At 47.5% G+C, this 15194-nt stretch carries 16 protein-coding genes; 10 read left to right on the top strand and 6 right to left on the bottom strand.

Annotated elements, in window-relative coordinates; all coding sequences use genetic code 11:
* Positions 1-45: 45 nt before the first annotated feature.
* Entirely contained in the window at positions 46-1011 is a 966-nt protein-coding gene (gene ispB, locus H8792_RS08280) for an octaprenyl diphosphate synthase (RefSeq protein ID WP_185978482.1), read from the bottom strand.
* A gap of 324 nt (positions 1012-1335) precedes the next feature.
* Between ispB and rplU the strand changes: the two genes are divergently transcribed.
* From rplU to H8792_RS08245, 7 genes are all read left to right on the top strand, one after another.
* Positions 1336-1650: a 50S ribosomal protein L21 gene (gene rplU / locus H8792_RS08275; RefSeq protein WP_185978476.1), complete on the top strand. Its 315-nt coding sequence runs from the start codon at positions 1336-1338 to the stop codon at positions 1648-1650.
* 69 nt (positions 1651-1719) lie between these two features.
* Complete coding sequence (gene rpmA / locus H8792_RS08270) at positions 1720-1977, top strand: 50S ribosomal protein L27 (protein WP_185978475.1); 258 nt, start codon at positions 1720-1722, stop codon at positions 1975-1977.
* A gap of 164 nt (positions 1978-2141) precedes the next feature.
* Positions 2142-3227: an Obg family GTPase CgtA gene (gene cgtA, locus H8792_RS08265; RefSeq protein WP_185978474.1), complete on the top strand. Its 1086-nt coding sequence runs from the start codon at positions 2142-2144 to the stop codon at positions 3225-3227.
* A gap of 12 nt (positions 3228-3239) precedes the next feature.
* Positions 3240-4364: a glutamate 5-kinase gene (gene proB, locus H8792_RS08260; protein ID WP_185978473.1), complete on the top strand. Its 1125-nt coding sequence runs from the start codon at positions 3240-3242 to the stop codon at positions 4362-4364.
* 279 nt (positions 4365-4643) lie between these two features.
* Positions 4644-4934, top strand: a complete 291-nt coding sequence (locus H8792_RS08255) for a co-chaperone GroES (RefSeq protein ID WP_185978472.1) — start codon at positions 4644-4646, stop codon at positions 4932-4934.
* A 53-nt stretch (positions 4935-4987) separates the two neighbouring features.
* Entirely contained in the window at positions 4988-6616 is a 1629-nt protein-coding gene (groL, locus tag H8792_RS08250) for a chaperonin GroEL (RefSeq protein ID WP_185978471.1), read from the top strand.
* Between the two features lie 282 nt (positions 6617-6898).
* Positions 6899-7606, top strand: coding sequence for a glutathione S-transferase (locus H8792_RS08245; RefSeq protein WP_185978470.1), 708 nt, complete (start codon positions 6899-6901; stop codon positions 7604-7606).
* Here H8792_RS08245 and H8792_RS08240 read toward each other — a convergent pair.
* Both H8792_RS08240 and msrP read right to left on the bottom strand, forming a co-directional pair.
* Positions 7603-8190, bottom strand: coding sequence for a protein-methionine-sulfoxide reductase heme-binding subunit MsrQ (locus tag H8792_RS08240; protein WP_185978469.1), 588 nt, complete (start codon positions 8188-8190; stop codon positions 7603-7605). The two genes, H8792_RS08245 and H8792_RS08240, sit on opposite strands and share 4 nt — an antisense overlap.
* 18 nt (positions 8191-8208) lie before the next feature.
* Positions 8209-9105, bottom strand: coding sequence for a protein-methionine-sulfoxide reductase catalytic subunit MsrP (msrP, locus tag H8792_RS08235; protein ID WP_185978468.1), 897 nt, complete (start codon positions 9103-9105; stop codon positions 8209-8211).
* Positions 9106-9294: 189 nt separating this feature from the next.
* Here msrP and argC point away from each other — a divergent pair, with 189 nt between their 5' ends.
* The 3 genes from argC to H8792_RS08220 all read left to right on the top strand — a co-directional run bounded on the left by argC (position 9295) and on the right by H8792_RS08220 (position 11971).
* Positions 9295-10338: an N-acetyl-gamma-glutamyl-phosphate reductase gene (gene argC, locus H8792_RS08230; protein ID WP_185978467.1), complete on the top strand. Its 1044-nt coding sequence runs from the start codon at positions 9295-9297 to the stop codon at positions 10336-10338.
* A gap of 97 nt (positions 10339-10435) precedes the next feature.
* A complete protein-coding gene (erpA, locus tag H8792_RS08225) occupies positions 10436-10777 on the top strand; it encodes an iron-sulfur cluster insertion protein ErpA (protein ID WP_185978466.1) in 342 nt (113 codons plus the stop codon).
* 42 nt (positions 10778-10819) lie between these two features.
* Positions 10820-11971 carry a citrate synthase gene (locus H8792_RS08220; protein WP_185978465.1) on the top strand — a complete coding sequence of 384 codons (1152 nt, stop codon included), beginning with the start codon at positions 10820-10822 and terminating at the stop codon, positions 11969-11971.
* Positions 11972-12043: 72 nt separating this feature from the next.
* Here the strand turns inward: H8792_RS08220 and H8792_RS08215 are convergent, their stop codons facing one another.
* The 3 genes from H8792_RS08215 to H8792_RS08205 form a co-directional block, all read right to left on the bottom strand.
* Positions 12044-13153 carry an anhydro-N-acetylmuramic acid kinase gene (locus H8792_RS08215; protein ID WP_324187604.1) on the bottom strand — a complete coding sequence of 370 codons (1110 nt, stop codon included), beginning with the start codon at positions 13151-13153 and terminating at the stop codon, positions 12044-12046.
* A gap of 2 nt (positions 13154-13155) precedes the next feature.
* On the bottom strand, positions 13156-14649 hold the full coding sequence (locus tag H8792_RS08210; protein ID WP_228767019.1) for a peptidoglycan DD-metalloendopeptidase family protein: 1494 nt from the start codon (positions 14647-14649) through the stop codon (positions 13156-13158).
* Positions 14650-14856: 207 nt separating this feature from the next.
* Positions 14857-15105, bottom strand: a complete 249-nt coding sequence (locus tag H8792_RS08205) for a sulfurtransferase TusA family protein (RefSeq protein WP_185978464.1) — start codon at positions 15103-15105, stop codon at positions 14857-14859.
* Positions 15106-15194 lie beyond the last annotated feature (89 nt).

Genomic DNA, 15194 nt, shown 5'->3' with positions numbered 1-15194 from the left:
TTTGCGGGCTGATTTGTTTAAGGTTGTTTTGCAGCTGCAATAAATTTAGTGGTTACGGTTCACCGCCAGCTCGGCTAAAGAGAACAGAGCGGTTTTCAGTTCGCTCTCTTCCAAAGCTTGTATGGCTTGTTTTGCCAGCTCGGCCTGCTCTTGAGCAACTTCTTGCGTATAGCGAATAGCTCCCGAATTCTGGATGATTTCGGTGACTTCGTTCAAGAGGTTAATCCCCTCCGATTCGATCGCGCGTCGGATAATGTCTTTTTCCGCTTCTTTGCCGTTTTGCAGTACATAGATCAAAGGCAGGGTTGGTTTGCCTTCCGCTAAATCGTCACCGATATTTTTCCCTAACTCTTCGGCATCGGCCATATAGTCCAGCGCATCATCGATCAGTTGGAAGGCGGCACCCAGATGGCGGCCGTAAGCGATAAACGCTTCTTCAAGCTGTGGTTTATCGGCCAGAATCGGACCCATTTGCGTGGCAGCTTCGAATAGCTTGGCGGTTTTGCGGTGGATGACTTCCATGTAGCGCTCGACGGTCGTGTCGGCATCGTGACAGTTCAAAAGCTGCAGAACTTCGCCCTCGGCAATGACATTGGTCGCCTGCGACATGACTTCCATAATACGCAGATTGTTCGGCTCGACCATCATTTCGAAAGAGCGGGAGTAGAGAAAATCGCCGACCAGGACGCTGGCGGCGTTGCCCCAGACTTCGTTGGCGGTTTTGTTGCCGCGACGGGTGTCCGACTCATCGACGACATCGTCATGTAGCAGTGTAGATGTGTGGATGAATTCGATGACGGCTGCCATCAACTGGTGGTTGGTGCCTTGATAGCCGCATGCGCGGGCACACAGTAGAACCAGCAGCGGACGAAGACGTTTGCCGCCGCTATTGATAATGTAATGTCCGATCTGGTTAATCAATACTACGTCGGAAGCGAGGCGGTCGAGAATTAATTGGTCAACGGCTTGAATGTCGTCTGAAATTAGAGCTCGGATTTCGGATAGGGTCATGCTGGCTTCAGGCACTGGGCCACTCTAGTCAAAATTAAAGGCGTTATTTTAGTATGAATGGGGGCTCTGCGCCAGTCTTTGCGAACAGGGTTTTGCGCTTTCTTTGCATGTATGAAATATGCCTATTTTAATCGTTAATTGATACCTAAAATAGCCTATAGAATTCAAATGTTTACTGTAAAATGACTGGATTAACGGTTCTTTCTGCGTGAAAACCTTTTCAGATGAAAATTTATTTTGACCTGAGGCGGAAAAGTGATTATAATTCCGCCTTCGCTAAATAGCGGCTTATTAAAAAGAATTTTAGATATCCGGGAGAGATATATGTACGCAGTTATTAAAACCGGTGGTAAGCAGTATCGAGTTCGTGAAGGTCAAATCCTACGCATTGAGTCTTTGAATGCAGAAGCAGGTGATGCGGTTGAGTTTGACGAAGTATTGATGGTTGGTGAAGGTGCAGACGTTAAAGTTGGTGCGCCTTTTGTTGAAGGTGCTAAAGTTGCAGCGACTGTAGAATCAAACGGTCGTGGTAAGAAAGTAACCATCATCAAATTCCGTCGTCGTAAGAACCGTTCGAAAACTAAGCAAGGCCACCGCCAAAACTATACTGAAGTTAAAATCGGTCAGATTTCAGCTTAATTTGATGAATCTAAAACAGGAGCTGTTTCTGAGTAGGGGACAGCACACTGTTAACTAAAGGATAATACCATGGCTCATAAGAAGGCAGCAGGTAGTACTAAAAACGGTCGCGACTCCAATGCTAAACGCCTGGGCGTTAAAGTTTTCGGTGGTCAAACTGTATCTGCAGGTAGCATCATCGTTCGTCAGCGCGGAACTAAGTTCCACGCAGGTGAAAACGTTGGGCGCGGTAAGGATGATACCTTGTTTGCAAAAGCTGACGGTCAAGTTGCTTTTGTTTCTAAAGGTAAGCCAGTACGTACCTTCGTGACGATTGTTTCTGAATAATTTATTCAAAACGTATCGCATAGAGAACGCCCCGCTTTGTCGGGGCGTTTTTGTATGTAAAGAAAATGGTTTGGAGCGGTTTTATCACACCGACTTTTGATTCGACGTTTTCAGGCCTCTGTTAAAATAGTGCAAACTCAAGAGATTCTAAGGAAAAGGGTGCTATGCAATTTGTAGATGAAGCAATCATTCGTGTTGCGGCCGGTCGCGGGGGGAACGGGATTGTCAGTTTCCGTCGCGAAAAATATATTCCGTTCGGCGGCCCGAACGGTGGTGACGGCGGTGATGGCGGCAGCGTCTATTTGCTGGCAGACCGAAACCTGAATACCCTAGTGGATTTTCGCTATACCAAAGACTATAAGGCACAGAACGGTCAATCCGGAATGGGGCAGCAGAAGACCGGCGCAGCCGGTGATGACCTGACGATCCGTGTTCCGGTCGGAACAACGGTAATCGATGTCGATGAAGACCGCGTTTTAGGCGATTTGACCGAACACGATCAAAAGCTGTTGGTGGCACAAGGCGGTTTGCATGGTCTGGGGAATGTGCACTTCAAAAGCTCGCGTAACCGTACCCCGCGCCAATGTACTCCGGGCGAGGATGGCGAAGAGCGTAATCTGCGACTTGAGTTGAAGGTTTTGGCGGACGTCGGTCTGCTTGGATTGCCGAATGCCGGAAAATCGAGTTTGATTTCCGCCGTGTCGGCCGCTCGCCCTAAGGTGGCCAATTATCCGTTTACCACTCTGTACCCGAATTTGGGAGTCGTCGCCGTATCGCCGGAAACCAGTTTTGTTATGGCGGATATTCCCGGGTTGATCGAAGGTGCGGCGGAAGGTGCCGGTCTGGGTATTCAGTTCTTGAAACATTTGTCGCGTACCGGTTTGCTGTTGCATGTGGTCGATATCGGGCCGTTGGATGAGTCCGATCCGGTTGAAAGTATCCATGTCATCGAAAAAGAGCTGGAAAAGTATAGCGATGAGCTGGTCGGTAAAGAGCGTTGGCTGGTTTTGAATAAAATCGATCTTTTCTTGGATGAAGAGGCCGAAGAAGTATGTGATCGTATTCTTTCCGAGATCGACTGGCAGGGGCCGGTATACAAAATTTCCGCAGCGGACCGTCGCGGTACCGAAAAACTGGTACAGGATATCGCACATGCTCTCGAGCGAAACCGTCAGGCGGAGCGTGACGAGGAAGATGCCAGACAAGCGGCGGCCTTGAGGGCGCCTGTTGATGAAGATTTTGATTTTTAAGTGTGGTAGTAAATGCATCGTTCGGATTTAAAACAGACACGACGTTGGGTGGTTAAGATCGGCAGTGCGCTGCTGACGAATGACGGTAAGGGATTGAATCGTGAAGCGTTGTCGCACTGGGTCGAGCAGATTGTTGCTTTGAAACAGCAAGGCATCGAGGTGGTGATCGTTTCCTCTGGTTCGGTTGCCGAGGGGATGAAGCGTCTTGGTTGGAGTAGTCGTCCTTCGGCGCTGAATGAGTTGCAGGCGGCGGCCTCGGTCGGTCAGATGGGCTTGATTCAGGCGTATGAATCCAAGTTTGCCAAGTACGATATTCGTACCGCACAAATTCTGATGACACATGACGATCTTTCCAATCGTAAGCGTTATCTGAATGTACGTAATACCATTCAGACATTGCTGCAATACAATGCAGTGCCGATTATCAATGAAAACGACACGGTGGTAACTGACGAAATTCGTTTCGGCGATAATGATACTCTGGCGGCTTTGACCGCCAATCTGATTTCCGCCGATGTGCTGGTGATTATGACCGACCAGCAAGGTTTGTATGACGATAATCCGCGTGAAAATCCGAACGCTAAATTAATCACCGAAGCCAAAGTCAGCCGCAAGGATATCGAAGCCATGGCTTCTCCGGAAGGCGGTGCTTTGGGTAAAGGCGGCATGTATACCAAAGTCATGGCGGCCAAGCGTGCGGCGCGTTCAGGGACGGCGACTTTGATCGCTTCCGGGCGTGAACCGGATATTCTTACCAAGCTGTTTGAAGGGCAACAATTCGGCACGCTGCTGGTACCTGATCTGGAGCCTTTAACCGCACGTCAGCAGTGGCTGGCCGGCCATTTGCAGGCAAAAGGCAAACTGGTTTTGGATGAAGGCGCGGTGGCGATGCTGAAAAATTCCGGTAAGAGTTTGTTGCCGATCGGGGTGAAATCTCTACAGGGTCAGTTTCAGCGTGGTGAAATGGTGGTTTGCTATGACCTGCAAGGAAAAGAAGTTGCCCGCGGATTGACTAATTATGCTGCTGCGGAAGCGCAAAAAATTCTTGGTAAGCCAAGCCATCAAATCGAATCCATTCTCGGCTATATCGAGGATGAATCTTTGGTTCATCGCGATAATCTGGTGTTATCCGACTAAGGACGCTTATTAAATTAATTAAAAAATCGGGCTTGTCCCGATTTTTTTATGCCTGACTCTTGAAATGCAAATATTCAACCTTATATTCAGTTGACACCGTTATGGTGATGAATACAATGGTTAGCACTCTTGATTCAAGAGTGCTAATTTTGAAAAGCCCGGCAAATTTTTAATCGAATTTGTCGGTTTTTTGTAGTTAATTCAGTCGTTTCGTGGAATTTGAGTATTCGGCTGACACTCTGAAAACCTGTTAATTTGTGAAACTTTTAGGAGAAACCTATGAACATTAAACCTTTACAAGACCGCGTTGTTATTCGCCGCGTTGAGGAGAAGAAAGAGTCTGCAGGCGGAATTCTTCTTCCTGGTTCTGCTCAAGAGCAGCAGAACACGGGTGAAGTTGTCGCAGTGGGGCCAGGTAAAGCGTCTGATTCGGGAGCCATCGTTGCGATGACAGTTAAAGTCGGTGACCAAGTTATGTTCGGTCAGTACTCTGGCCAGGAAGTCAAAGATGACTCTGGTGAGCCGCTATTGATCATGCGCGAAGATGACATCATCGCGATCATCGCGTAATGAATTTTTATCAGATTGTTTAATCGGTTTTTTAAATTTTAAGGAATGAACAAATGGCAAAAGACGTTAAATTCGGTTTAGACGCCCGCGAAAAAATGGTTGACGGGATCAACATTCTGGCGGATGCAGTAAAAGTAACTTTGGGGCCTAAAGGTCGTAACGTAGTTTTGGAAAAATCATTCGGTGCACCGACGGTAACTAAGGATGGTGTTTCCGTTGCGCGTGAAATCGAGCTTGAAGACAAGTTCATGAACATGGGCGCGCAGATGGTTAAAGAAGTTTCTTCCCAGACCAATGACGTTGCCGGTGACGGTACGACGACTGCAACGGTTCTTGCTCAGGCGATCGTTCGTGAAGGGATGAAGTCGGTTGCAGCCGGTATGAACCCGATGGATTTGAACCGTGGTATCCATAAAGCGGTTGAAGCGGTTGTTTTGGAAATTCAGAAAATGGCTAAGCCATGTGATACCAAGGCTTCTTGGGCACAGGTTGGTACCATCTCTGCAAACTCTGACTCTAAAGTCGGTGAAATGATTGCAGAAGCGATGGAAAAAGTTTCTACCGAAGGTGTTATTACCGTTGAGGAAGGTTCTTCTTTGGAAGACGAGTTGGTTGTGGTTGAAGGGATGGAATTCGATCGTGGATACCTGTCTCCATATTTCGTTACCAACCAGGAAAAAATGGTTGCTGAATTGGAACAGCCCTTCATTCTTCTTTACGACAAGAAAATTTCTAACATCCGTGACTTGCTGCCTACGTTGGAAGCAGTTTCCAAGTCAGGTCGTCCTCTATTGATTATTTCTGAAGATGTTGACGGTGAAGCTTTGGCAACTTTGGTTATCAACAATATGCGTGGTATCGTTAAGGTTGCAGCGGTTAAGGCGCCTGGTTTCGGTGAGCGTCGCAAAGCCATGCTGCAAGATATGGCGATTCTGACTGGCGGTACGGTTATTTCCGAAGAAGTGGGCCTAAGCCTGGAAAGCGTTACTTTGGATCTGTTGGGTGAAACTAAGTCTGCAGTCGTTGGCAAAGACTCAACTAAACTGATCGATGGTGCCGGTTCTAAGGAAGATATCGAAGGGCGTTGTGCACAGATCAAATCACAAGTTGCGTCCACCACTTCCGAATATGACAAAGAGAAACTTCAAGAGCGTCTGGCTAAATTGTCTGGCGGTGTTGCCGTATTGAAACTGGGTGCCGCAACCGAAGTGGAAATGAAAGAGAAAAAAGACCGTGTTGACGATGCGTTGCACGCGACTCGTGCGGCTGTTCAAGAAGGTATCGTCCCTGGTGGTGGTGTTGCTCTGGTTCGCGCTAAGTCTCTAATTGATGTTGAAGGTGAAAACGACGATCAAAACGTCGGTATCCAGATCGCTCTGCGTGCGATGGAAGAGCCGATGCGTCAAATCGCTGCCAACTGTGGTCTTGAAGGTTCGGTTATCGTCAGCAAAGTGATGGAAGGCGAGGGTAACTTCGGTTTCGACGCGGCAAAAGAAGTTTATTGCGATATGCTTGAAGCCGGTATTATCGACCCTGCCAAGGTAACTCGTTCTGCACTGCAAAATGCTGCTTCCGTTGCCGGTCTGGTATTGACTACCGGTGCGGCGATTGCTGATCTGCCTAAGAAAGGTGGTGACGATGCTGGTGCAGCAGGCATGGGAGGAATGGGCGGCATGATGTAATTTCCGTCTAGAGCGTTCAAATTTAAGCGAGAGCTTCGTTGTAATTTGAACATTCCGGTGCTCATGTGCTGATATGCACACTGCGCGCCGGTTTTAAATTCGCCTCGCTCTCATCTTAAATTTGTACCGCCTAGTTTGGAAATTCGGAAATGAATTCCGTCTGTTTTTCTTGAAAGCCCGCGTTTGCGGGCTTTTTTGTATATGTACGTTTTGTATTAAATTGATTGAAATAAATAGCTGTTTTTCGGTTGTTTATTTCAATCCGTTTTATAGGTTTTTTGTATGAATTCTGAATCACATCCGATTTTGTATTCTTACCGTCGTTGTCCGTATGCGATGCGGGCGCGGATGGGAATTTATCTGGCAGGGTTGCAGGTGGAGCAGCGGGAGATCGTGTTTTGGGATAAGCCTGAGTCGATGCTGACGGCGTCACCGAAAGGAACCGTACCGGTACTGGTGTTACCTGATGGTCGAGTAATCGACGAAAGTTTGGATATTTTGCTGTGGGCATTGCGTCAGAGTGCTTCGGGCTTAGTTCCAAGCGATCTTCAGGTTGCCGCCGAGGTGGCTGCTTGGATTGAATTGAATGACGGTGAATTTAAAACTCATCTGGATGTCTATAAATATTCGCAAGACGAGGTCGAAAAGCAGCAAGTGCGAGCTGGCGGAGAAGCTTTCTTGCGAAAGATCGAAAAAGTTTTGTTGCAACAGTCATTTCTAGTCGGTGACAAATTGAGTGTGGCGGATATTGCAATATTTCCGTTTGTTCGACAATTTGCCCATGTAGATAAGTTGTGGTTTTCCGAAAGTGGTTATGCTGGCGTCAGGAACTGGTTGGATCGGCATTTGCAGAGTGATTATTTCATCAACGTTATGCGTAATCGGCCAGTATGGCAAGATGGACATAAGCCTTTATGGGTGTCGGAAAAGGCTTTAACCACTCGTAATCAATTTGTCGCTAAGGCAGAAGGTTGGCAGGCCGATTGTTAGTTTCTTTTTAATCCCTTTAGTTGGCGTGCGAGCATAAGCGCTGCAAACAGGGAGAGGTAAGCTAACGGTTGGAAAAGATCCGCTTTGACCAGCAATGCGTAGTGGAGAATTCCGAGAAAGGTCAAAAGATAGATAAGTTTGTGAAGCTGGCTCCAGCGCCGTTTCAGGCGTCTTTGCCACCCGGAAGTCGAAGTGACCGCCAGTGGTATCAGTATTAAAAACGCCAGCATGCCGATTAAAATAAATGGCCGTTCGGCAATGTCGACAAGTGTATCGTTAAAAGACAGTCCCATGTCGAAGGCAAAGTAGACGCTTAAATGAATCAGGGCGTAAGCGAAGGCGCTAAGGCCGAGCACACGGCGAACCAGATGCATGGGGATCGGCCAACGTGGGCGGAAGTAATATTGTAAGGGGCTGATGCTCAGTGTCAGCAGAAGGAAATAGATGGTCCAGTCGCCGCTGAAGTGTTCAAGCGTTTCGACCGGATTGGCCCCAAGTTGATCTGTGAACAGCCTGTGGATAAGTGAAATGGCCGGTACACTGCAGATCAGGCTGAGAAGAGTGATTTTAAGCGCTTGGGACATGAGAAATCCTTCGGTTCTTTAAAAGTATTTTTTTAAATCCATACCTTTATAAAGATGGGCGACTTCTTCGGCGTAGCCGTTGAACATCAGGGTTTTCTGCTTGAGAAATGAACCTAAAGGGCGCTCTTTGGCCTGCGACCAGCGCGGGTGTGAGACATTCGGGTTAACGTTCGAGTAGAAACCGTATTCACGCGGTGCCGCTTCCATCCAGGTGGAGATAGGTTGTTTTTCAAGCAAACGGATTTTAACGATCGATTTGCTGCTTTTGAAGCCGTATTTCCAAGGAACAATCAAGCGAATCGGCGCGCCGTTCTGGTTGGCCAACTCCTTGCCGTAAAGACCGGTTGCCATTAAAGTCAGGGGGTGCATGGCTTCGTCCATTCTCAGTCCTTCCTTGTACGGCCAATCCAACAGGTTGAATCTTTGTCCGGGAAGGTTTTTACGGTCCAGTACACTGACGAACTCGACATAGTGTGCCTTGGATGTCGGTTGCACTTTTTCCAGAAGTTTGCTCAAGGGAAAACCGATCCACGGTACGACCATCGACCAGCCTTCGACACAACGGAAACGGTAGATACGTTCTTCCTGATCGATCCTCAGCAGGTCGTCCATATCGAATGTCTGCGGTTTGGTGCATTCGCCTTCGACGACAACTTTCCAGTCGTCGGTGTGCAAGGCCTCGGCATTCTGAAAAGGATCGGATTTAGCGGTTCCGAGCTCGTAAAAGTTGTTGTAGTGCAAAGCGTGTTCCGGGTCGGTTAGTTCCAAAGCAGGCTTGTATTCGGGGTTGCTTTTAAATTGCAGGGCGTGGCCGATCAAGGGTGTCGACATCAAGCCGACACCGGCCATGCCTTGAATAAAGCGTCTGCGGTTGAGAAAAATCGATTCTGGGGTGATTTTTGAGCTGGGGATCATGGTCGTTTCTCCAATGTAGCCTAGAGTCACTATAACAGACCTGCTATAACGAATTTTATTTCAAGCAGGGTTGTTTTTGTCGCCTACAATCTGGGGAAAAGACTTTTGTCGGGGAAAATTTCCTTTAATTCGAAGCTCATATTACAATAGAATTTTCATACCTCATTAAATAATTAAAAGAGATCATAAATGAAACGGATTCAAGTCGGGATTGTTGGCGGAACCGGTTACACCGGGGTCGAATTACTGCGTCTTTTAGCAAACCATCCAGCTGTCGAGGTCAAGGCAATCACCTCGCGAAGTGAAGCTGGTTTGGCGGTAGCAGATATGTTTCCGAACCTGCGCGGTATTTATGATCTTGCTTTTAGTGAACCGAAACTGGACGTTTTATCGAAATGCGATGTGGTCTTTTTTGCAACGCCGCATGGGGTGGCGATGAATATGACGCCGGAATTGATTGAAGCAGGTGTCAAGGTAATCGATTTGGCAGCCGACTTCCGTATCGAGGATATGGATGTATGGGAGTCGTGGTACGGCATGCCGCACGCCTGTCCGGAAATTATGGATGAGGTGGTCTACGGTCTTCCTGAATTGAATCGCGAGAAAATTCGTGGTGCCAGAGTGATTGCCAACCCCGGCTGTTATCCAACGGCGGTGCAGCTTGGTTTTTATCCTTTGTTGAAGGAAGGTCTGGTCGATATCGATCACCTGATCGCCGACGCCAAGTCGGGTATCAGTGGTGCTGGACGCGGCGCGAAAGTAGGTTCTCTTGCGGCGGAAACCAGCGAAGGCTTTAAAGCTTACGGCATCAGCGGTCATCGTCACCTGCCGGAAATTCGTCAGGGATTGGAAATTATGGCTGATGCCCAGGTTAATCTGACTTTTGTACCGCATTTGTTGCCGATGATTCGGGGTATCGAGGCGACGCTCTACGGTAAATTGAAAAGCAATATTTCTCAGGAAGACCTGCAAAAACTGTACGAAGAGACCTATGCTCAGGAGTGTTTTGTTGACGTGATGCCGGCAAACTCACTACCGGATACCCGAATGGTGAAAGGCTCGAATATGTGCCGGATGGCTGTCTACCGCCCTGAAGGTGGCGATGTCGTTGTGGTGACCTCGGTCATTGATAATCTGGTAAAAGGTGCCGCCGGGCAAGCGGTGCAGAACATGAATTTGATGTTCGACCTGGAAGAAGATGCCGGTTTGACGCAAGTTGCGCTCATGCCATAAAACGGTCAGTTTAAAAGCGGTTTTGTTATAATGAAAGAGCCGATTTAAACGCTTTTTGTTTGAAGCGGCTATTTAAAATAAATAAAAGGAAACGGATATGTCTGATATTCCAACTCCACTTAATTTTACCGAGGCAGCAGCAGCTAAGGTAAGCGGGCTAATTGAAGATGAACAGAACCCTAACCTGAAACTACGCGTCTATATCACGGGCGGCGGTTGTTCAGGTTTCTCTTACGGTTTTACCTTTGACGAAGCACAAGCGGGTGACGACACCGTAGTGGAAAAAGACGGTGTAACTCTATTGGTTGATCCTATGAGCTTTCAATATCTGGTCGGCGCTAAAATCGACTATTTGGAAGATCTTCAGGGAGCGCGTTTCGTTATTGAAAATCCGAATGCGACCACTACCTGCGGTTGCGGATCGTCCTTTAGCGTGTAATCCAGTTTTATTTTTCATTAATTAAACGGTAAGAGTTTCTATATGCAGTATGTTCCAGGTTTAGCGGGGGTTCCGGCCACGGAATCGCAAATTTCTTATATTGACGGTATTAAAGGGGTTTTAACCTATCGAGGTTACGACATACAGGAACTGGCTGAATATTCTTCATTCGAAGAGACAACTCTACTGTTATTGTTCGGTGAATTGCCGACATCGGAAGAACTAGCGAATTTTGATCGTAAATTGCGTGAGAATCGCCGTGTTAAATACAATATCCGCGAAATTATGAAAAACTTGCCGCCGACAACCCATCCGATGCACATGTTGCAGGTGGTGGTTGCCAGTTTGGCAAGCTTCTACCCAAGTACCGAGTATATGAAAGGTGGTACGGAAAATCAGGATTATATCAACGATGTAACCGTGAAGATCATCGCGCACATGGGGACTCTGGTCGCGATGTGGGAGCATATGCGCAACGGTTACGACCCAATTGAACCACGCAAGGATTTGACCTATGCGGAAAATTTCTTGTATATGGTGACGGGAGAGGAACCGGATAAGGATTGGGCGCGACTACTGGATGCAATTCTGATTCTGCACGCTGAACACACTATTAATGCTTCCACCTTTACAACGATGGTGACCGGCTCGACTTTGGCAAATCCTTGTTCGGTTATCTCTTCCGCGATTGCATCTCTATCCGGCCCTTTGCATGGCGGTGCCAACCAGAAAGTTATTGAGATGCTGGATGATATTGGTACGCCGGATCGTGCCAGGCCATATATTGAAGAGCGTTTGGCCAGCAAGAAGGTGATCTGGGGAATGGGGCACCGCGAATATAAAACCAAGGATCCGCGCGCCAATATTTTGCAAAAACTGTCGGTCAATCTGTTGAAAGACAAGTCGGATAAGCTGAGTGTCTCTTTCGAGACCGCTCTGGAAGTCGAAAAAGTCTGTGAAGAGCTTCTTGGGCATAAAGGGGTTTACCCAAATGTCGATTTCTACTCGGGTATTTTGTATAAAGAAATGGGCTTCGATCCAGGCTTGTTTACACCGATCTTCGCGGTTGCCCGTTCTGCCGGATGGATGGCTCACTGGCGCGAACAGTTACAGAACAACAAAATTTTCCGTCCGACTCAGGTCTACAAAGGAAAAGGATCTGCCTGTTACCTGCCTGTCGATCAGCGCGGTTAAGAGGTAATCGGAATCAAAAAAAACCGGCTTAATGCCGGTTTTTTACTTTTAGGATTTAGTTGTTAAACTCATTCAGGGCTGCCAGATGCCGCCGAGGATAACATCTCGTTCGGCGCCGGTCACGTCTTTAAGAGGAACGGTTAAATTGTGGATGCGCTGGTAAGCCAGCCAGGCAAATAATACCGCTTCTACTGCATCCGGTTCGATGCCGGCTTCACGACTGCTGATTACCCTGGCTTGTGGGAGATGGTTTTGCAAGCGTCCCATTAAATAGGGATTGTAGGCGCCGCCTCCGCAAACCCATAGAGGCGCTGAATAATCAGTCTGGATTTTATTGACCTCATTGGCGATGCTGACAGCGGTTAATTCGGTGACGGTTGCCAGCAAATCAAGATCGTCGAGGTTAGGGAAAGCCTGCAGGCAGGAATTTAGCCAGCTGAGGTTAAAGTAATCACGGCCACTGCTTTTGGGTGCCGGTTTTAGGAAATAAGGGTCGGAAATAAGGCTTTGTAGCAGCGCTGAATGAACGTTGCCCTGTGAGGCCAATTGACCGTTTCGGTCGTATTCTTGATTGAATTTCTGCAGACAAACTTCATCGATTAAGCAGTTTCCCGGTCCGGTATCAAAGCCGGATAAAGGCGAAGTCGAATTTGTTTTTCCGGGAATGACACTGATGTTGGCAATACCGCCTATATTGACTGCCAGTACGGTTTCGTCCGTTTGAAAAAGCCTTTGGTGAAAAGCGGGAGCAAAGGGCGCTCCTTGTCCCCCAACAGCCAAATCGTCTATCCGAAAATCTGCTGCTGTTTGAATGCCGGTTTGTTTGGCGATAATTGCCGGGTGGCCGATTTGCAGACTCATCTGAACTTCAGGGGCGTGATAGAGAGTCTGACCATGACTGCCGATCGCAGTAATTTGCTGTGCTTCTACCGAGGATTCCTCCAGCAAGGCCAAGCTCGCTGCAGCGAACATTTGACCGAGTTCGTTCTGTAGAGAGCACAATTCTTTAAGCTCGACTTCCTGATCAATATTAAGCTTAAGAAGACGCTGTTTTAATGATGGCTGTATAGGATAGGTAAGGAAATGGCGGAGTCTGAAAGTGCTGGAAGAGATTTCGACAAGAGCGACATCAATGCCGTCGGCGCTGGTACCGGACATTAAGCCGATATAGAGTGACGACACTTTTAATTACTGCTCCGCGCAACTTTAACCAGATTGGCACTATCCAGCTGAGCCATGAGAAGGTTGGCTTGCTTCAAGAAGCCTTTACGGTATTTTGACGCAATCGGTCCGGCACTGATGGTTTTCACTTTCAGCGGGTCAACATGTTCGCCTTTGATTCGGAATTCGTAGTGCAGGTGAGGGCCTGTAGCCAAGCCTGACTGGCCGATATAACCGATGATTTGCCCCTGTTTGACATAGCTGCCTTTTTTATATTTGCCAAATTTTGAGAAATGGCCATATACGGTCATGCGCTGGTTGGCATGTTGAATTTTAATGTAACGTCCGTAGCCGTGTCCCCAGCCGCGGAAGACAATCTTACCGTCAGCCGTTGCTCGGACAGGTGTACCGATTGGACCGCCGTAGTCAACGCCGCGATGCGAACGCCATTTTTTCAAAATCGGGTGGTAGCGTCGTGGAGTAAATTTTGAAGTGATGCGTACGGTGTCGACAGGGCTACGCAGGAACTCGGCTCTCAGGCTGTTGCCTTTTTCGTCGTAGTAACCTTCAAGTTCTCCGTCTTGGATGAACGCAAAGGCGCGATGCTTGTCTTTTCCGTTATTGGTATTGAATTCTGCGGCTAGGATCTCGCCTTCACCAATGTATTTACCGTCGATGTATTTGCTTTCGTAAACCACTTTGAAGGTGTCGCCTTTGCGAATTTCACGTTCAAAGTCGATTTCCCAGGCGAAAATGTCCGCCAGATTCATGGTGTTACGCGCGCTCAAACCGGCACGTTTAGCGGCAACAAAGAAAGAGTTCTGAATGACGCCGTAGACGGTTGTGTGACGAATTTCCGGTTTTTTGACTTCTTTAAGAATTTTGAAGCCGGTGTCGTCTTTCGAAAGTTCGTAATGCGTGTTTACGCTTGCAGGGTACAAAATACGCTGCAGTTGATCCTGCTGATCAATCCATACCGTGATTTCGCTTCCGTAGCGAAGGTTGGTCAGGTTACGGCCGTTTCGCAGCTTGCTGATGGTGTAAACGGTTTCCGGAGAAACGTGCAGGCGATCAAGAATCAGGCTCAGAGAGTCGTTTTTGTCGATTTTGACGGTGAACTTATTCCATTGCGGGTGTTGTTCGTCAATTTCGACAGGATAATAGCTGGCTTCGGCAGGTTCTTGCGGCGTTTCAACAGTCTCAATAGCGTCAACTTTCGGTTGGTCGCTCATTGCTTGCATCGGCTCTTCGTGTTGATGTAACACGGCTTCAGGTTTTTCTGCGGCCGGGACAGGAATGAGCGCTTGTTCCAATTGATTATCGATATTGTCGCTTTCGATTGGTGGCGAATCGATTTGATTACTGGCGATTTTGGCTGGAGGCAGGGGGAGCGCAACCTTGTCCGCTGGTAAGTTGGCAACGGATGAGCTGGGTGCCAGGAAAATCAGTAACAGGATCATTCCCAGACTAAGTTGTAATACGATTAGCGATATTTGCGCCGCGCTTCGACTTCTCATGTATTTGTAAGTTTCAGTTTGCAATTAAAGCATTGCAATGTAATCAAAAAATAATTTGGACGTGATTGGATCGCGTCAAGGTTTACTGTGAGTTACTTTGCGCTTTAAGTCCCTTTAAAGCGATCTTTGATATGCCGAATTCCGTTTCTAGCACTAGGATAATGACAGCATGCTAAATAATCAAGGTATTTAAGGTTAATCGGCCGGTTATTTGCGTTCTTTAACCTCAATTGTGATCGATAATTGATCGCTTTCCCGAAATATCTCAATAATTTCGTGTTTGTTGACTCTGCACCAGCTTTGAATGTCTTTTTCGGCACCTTTATCGGTACATACAATGCGAACCCTGTTACCAGGCTGGCTTTTTCGGATCTGTTGCTGCAATTTAATCACTGGCATCGGACATTTTAAGCCGCGGGCGTCGAGTTCGATTATTCCGTTGGATTGATTGGTCATGGGTTGTACTTGAACCTGTTTCTGTTGTTTCTAAACTGTTAAAAAGACTGCCTTAAAATACGGTATAATTTTGCGATTTTCAAATTTAA

Origin of the sequence: Thiomicrorhabdus heinhorstiae (assembly GCF_013391765.2) — a bacterium.
Classification (GTDB): Bacteria; Pseudomonadota; Gammaproteobacteria; order Thiomicrospirales; family Thiomicrospiraceae; genus Thiomicrorhabdus; species Thiomicrorhabdus heinhorstiae.
The sequence above is the reverse complement of the archived record's forward strand: the minus strand, read 5'-3'. Positions and strand labels throughout refer to the sequence as shown.

Bases quoted from the DNA above. Each gene is read 5' to 3' on its own strand.
- ispB (WP_185978482.1), bottom strand. From the start codon at position 1,011: ATGACCCTATCCGAAATCCGAGCTCTAATTTCAGACGACATTCAAGCC.
- rplU (WP_185978476.1), top strand. From the start codon at position 1,336: ATGTACGCAGTTATTAAAACCGGTGGTAAGCAGTATCGAGTTCGTGAA.
- rpmA (WP_185978475.1), top strand. From the start codon at position 1,720: ATGGCTCATAAGAAGGCAGCAGGTAGTACTAAAAACGGTCGCGACTCC.
- cgtA (WP_185978474.1), top strand. From the start codon at position 2,142: ATGCAATTTGTAGATGAAGCAATCATTCGTGTTGCGGCCGGTCGCGGG.
- proB (WP_185978473.1), top strand. From the start codon at position 3,240: ATGCATCGTTCGGATTTAAAACAGACACGACGTTGGGTGGTTAAGATC.
- H8792_RS08255 (WP_185978472.1), top strand. From the start codon at position 4,644: ATGAACATTAAACCTTTACAAGACCGCGTTGTTATTCGCCGCGTTGAG.
- groL (WP_185978471.1), top strand. From the start codon at position 4,988: ATGGCAAAAGACGTTAAATTCGGTTTAGACGCCCGCGAAAAAATGGTT.
- H8792_RS08245 (WP_185978470.1), top strand. From the start codon at position 6,899: ATGAATTCTGAATCACATCCGATTTTGTATTCTTACCGTCGTTGTCCG.
- H8792_RS08240 (WP_185978469.1), bottom strand. From the start codon at position 8,190: ATGTCCCAAGCGCTTAAAATCACTCTTCTCAGCCTGATCTGCAGTGTA.
- msrP (WP_185978468.1), bottom strand. From the start codon at position 9,105: ATGATCCCCAGCTCAAAAATCACCCCAGAATCGATTTTTCTCAACCGC.
- argC (WP_185978467.1), top strand. From the start codon at position 9,295: ATGAAACGGATTCAAGTCGGGATTGTTGGCGGAACCGGTTACACCGGG.
- erpA (WP_185978466.1), top strand. From the start codon at position 10,436: ATGTCTGATATTCCAACTCCACTTAATTTTACCGAGGCAGCAGCAGCT.
- H8792_RS08220 (WP_185978465.1), top strand. From the start codon at position 10,820: ATGCAGTATGTTCCAGGTTTAGCGGGGGTTCCGGCCACGGAATCGCAA.
- H8792_RS08210 (WP_228767019.1), bottom strand. From the start codon at position 14,649: ATGAGAAGTCGAAGCGCGGCGCAAATATCGCTAATCGTATTACAACTT.
- H8792_RS08205 (WP_185978464.1), bottom strand. From the start codon at position 15,105: ATGACCAATCAATCCAACGGAATAATCGAACTCGACGCCCGCGGCTTA.